Raw genomic sequence first — 2,992 nt, forward strand, 5'->3', positions numbered from 1 at the left:
CCCACCGACCGCCGGCCCCTTGCCGACACCACTGATACTCCCGTCGGGGAGGGGCCCCACGGCAGAGCGAAGAATCCCGACTCCCGCAGGACAAATGTCATCGGCAGCACATGTGGGCCACCCACATGTGAGCCACCCACACCCCCACCGCTCACATATGCACCGGCCCCTCCGTCGGCCCCACCGCCGGCCGTGGCGGGCCCTTTCGGTACAGGGCGACCGACACCACCAAGCCCAGTGCGAAGAACGCCGCCGACCACCAGTACGCCGTCGAGTAGCTGTGCAGCTGGGCCTGGACCCTCGCCGCGGGGGTGGGCTCGCGGCCCACCAAGTAGTTCGTGGCCGCGCTCGTCGCCAACGTATTGAGCAGCGCCGTGCCGATCGAACCGCCCACCTGCTGGCTGGTGTTGACCATCGCCGAGGCGACGCCCGCGTCGTGTGCGGCCACCCCCGCCGTGGCCATGCTCATCGCGGGGGCGAAGATCAGGCCCATGCCGACGCCCATCACGAGCAGCGGGGGCAGCACGTGCCCGGCGTATCCGCTCGTCGCGTCGAGGGCCGTCATCCACGCGAGTCCGGCCGCGCCGAGCCCCATGCCCAGCGGCACGATCGGCTTCGCGCCCAGCCTCGGGACCAGCTTGTTCTGCGCGATGACCGAGCTCACGATCATCGCGAACACCATCGGCAGGAAGGCGAGCCCGGTCTTGACCGGGGAGTACCGCAGGATCTGCTGGAGGTAGTACGTCAGGAACAGGAACACGCCGAACATGCCCGCGCCCGAGATGAACATCGCCAGGTAGGAGGCTCCCCGGTCCCGGTCCAGCACGACGCGGAGGGGGAGGAGCGGGTGCTTCGCTCTCGTCTGCCATGCGGCGAACGTCGCGAGCAGTACGCCGCCTACCGCGAGGAATCCCCAGGTCTGCACCGAGCTCCACGCGTGCGTCTCCGCGTTGGAGAAGCCGTACACGATGCAGAACAGGCCGGCCGAGACAAGGATCGTGCCCGGGATGTCCAGCTTCGGGCGGTCCTGCGGGGCGCCCGGGTGCAGCAGGCGCAGCGCGCCGAGGAAGGCGAGGGCCGCGAAGAGGAGGTTGACGTACAGGCACCAGCGCCAGTCGAGGTACTCGGTGAGCACTCCGCCGAGCAGCAGTCCCACCGCGCCGCCCGTACCCGCGACCGCGCCGTAGATGCCGAACGCCTTGGCGCGTTCCTTCGGATCGGTGAACGTCGTCGTGAGCAGCGAGAGGGCGGCCGGGGCGAGCAGCGCGCCGAACACGCCCTGCAGTGCGCGGGCGGTGACCAGGACTTCGAAGTTGGGTGCGGCGCCGCCGATCGCGGAGGCGAGCGCGAAGCCGACGAGGCCGGTCAGGAAGACGACCTTGCGTCCGACGAGGTCGGCGATCCGTCCGCCCAGCAGCAGGAGCGAGCCGAAGGCGAGGGCGTACGCCGTGACGATCCACTGGCGGTTTCCGTCGGTGAAGCCGAGATCGCGCTGCGCGGAGGGCAGCGCGATGTTCACGATGGTCGCGTCGAGGACGACCATGAGCTGGGCGAGCGCGATCACGCCGAGGACGAGCCAGCGGTGCTCGTGCTTGGCCCCGGTGTGCGGGGCCCGGGGCGGCGGCACACCTTCACCGGCGTACGCGACGCCCGGGGGCGGGGTGGGCAGCGGGGGCGACTGCCCGGACTGTCCGACCGTTGACAACCGGTCGGACGCGGCCGCTATGCGCTCGGCGCGTCCTACCTCGACAGAGTCCTTGGTGTGACGGCCCATGTGCCGGTCTCCTCGGTAATCTCCTGTGGCCGCGATCTCCTGTGGCCGCCTCCTCCGCGGAGAGCCGCAACCGGCTTCGCGGCGAAAAGCAGCCGGCCGGCGATCGCCCTTCCTCACGCTAAGTGAGGCCCAGGCGTTCCGCCACGCGAGTGAACGCGGGCACGGCGAGCGCCGGTACTCGCCCGTCGTGCCGGGCCGGGCCCCAGCAGCCCCGTCCCTATTCGTCCCAGGCACGGCTGGGACGAATTCCGGCGTCGCTCCCCGGACACATTTGCTGACACAGGGTCACTTACTCGGGGACCCCGCACCTTGGAGAGACACACATGAACCGAAGCACCGTGCGTAGCGGCGTCGTCGCCGTCGCCGCCCTGCTCGCCCTGTTCCCGGCCACCGCGATGGCCGCGACCCCCACGGCCGCGTCGGCCGCCCCGGCGAAGGCGAGCGTCGCCACCGCCTACCACCACCACAGGATCCACGCCCGTGGTGTGGTGGTCACCGGATACGGCCGCCCGCTCCACGTCCGCTCCGGCGCCGGCACCTCCTACCGGACCACCGGCACCCTGCGCTCGGGCCACAAGGTGTACCTGACCTGCAAGAAGAATGGCACCTCGGTGCACGGCAACCATGTCTGGTACCGCCTGGCCGGCCACCACGGCCGCTACGTCTCCGCCCACTACGTACGGGTCCCGGCCCGGGCCTCCCTGCCGTGGTGCTGAGCACCGGGATCTGACGGCCGGGCCCTGACCATCGGGGACTGGCGGTCAGGGCCCGATCCACTCCATCGCCCGTTCGCCCGAGGGGCCGGAGCTTGACTCCGGCCCCTCGGGGGTACAGATGCCCCCGGAACAGGATGTTGTGGACTTTTGGGAGGGACCGCGTGGCCCAGTGGCGACAGTTGCCCGAGTCGACCCGACCCGAACTCCGGCTCCTCATCGAGGAGTTGAGGCATCTCAAACAGACCTCGGGCCTGAGCCTGGCCGGCCTGGCCACCCGCACCGCGTACAGCAAATCCGCCTGGCACCGCTATCTCAACGGGGACAACTTCCCGCCGCGTGACGCGGTCGACGCCTTCGGCGCCCTCGGCGGCGCCGAGCACCACGCGCGACTCCTCGAACTCTGGGACCGCTCGGTACGACCCCCCGAGCCCACGGCCCCGTCACAGCCGGAGCCGGCACTGCCCGAAGACCCGCCCGCCCGCCGCCCCCACCGCCGTACGAT

General features: G+C 70.9%; 3 protein-coding genes. 2 read left to right on the forward strand and 1 reads right to left on the reverse strand.

Annotated elements, in window-relative coordinates:
- Positions 1-151: 151 nt before the first annotated feature.
- Complete coding sequence (locus ADK54_RS17190) at positions 152-1,774, reverse strand: MFS transporter (protein ID WP_234392108.1); 1,623 nt, start codon at positions 1,772-1,774, stop codon at positions 152-154.
- A gap of 323 nt (positions 1,775-2,097) precedes the next feature.
- On the opposite strand from ADK54_RS17190, the gene ADK54_RS44905 reads away from it, so the two are divergent.
- Together ADK54_RS44905 and ADK54_RS17200 are read left to right on the forward strand one after the other, a co-directional pair.
- Entirely contained in the window at positions 2,098-2,490 is a 393-nt protein-coding gene (locus ADK54_RS44905; RefSeq protein ID WP_053726524.1) for an SH3 domain-containing protein, read from the forward strand.
- Between the two features lie 161 nt (positions 2,491-2,651).
- The coding region (locus ADK54_RS17200) for a helix-turn-helix domain-containing protein (protein ID WP_053726525.1) at positions 2,652-2,992 on the forward strand (341 nt) is incomplete at its 3' end.

Source organism: Streptomyces sp. WM6378 (genome assembly GCF_001279695.1).
GTDB lineage: Bacteria > Actinomycetota > Actinomycetes > Streptomycetales > Streptomycetaceae > Streptomyces.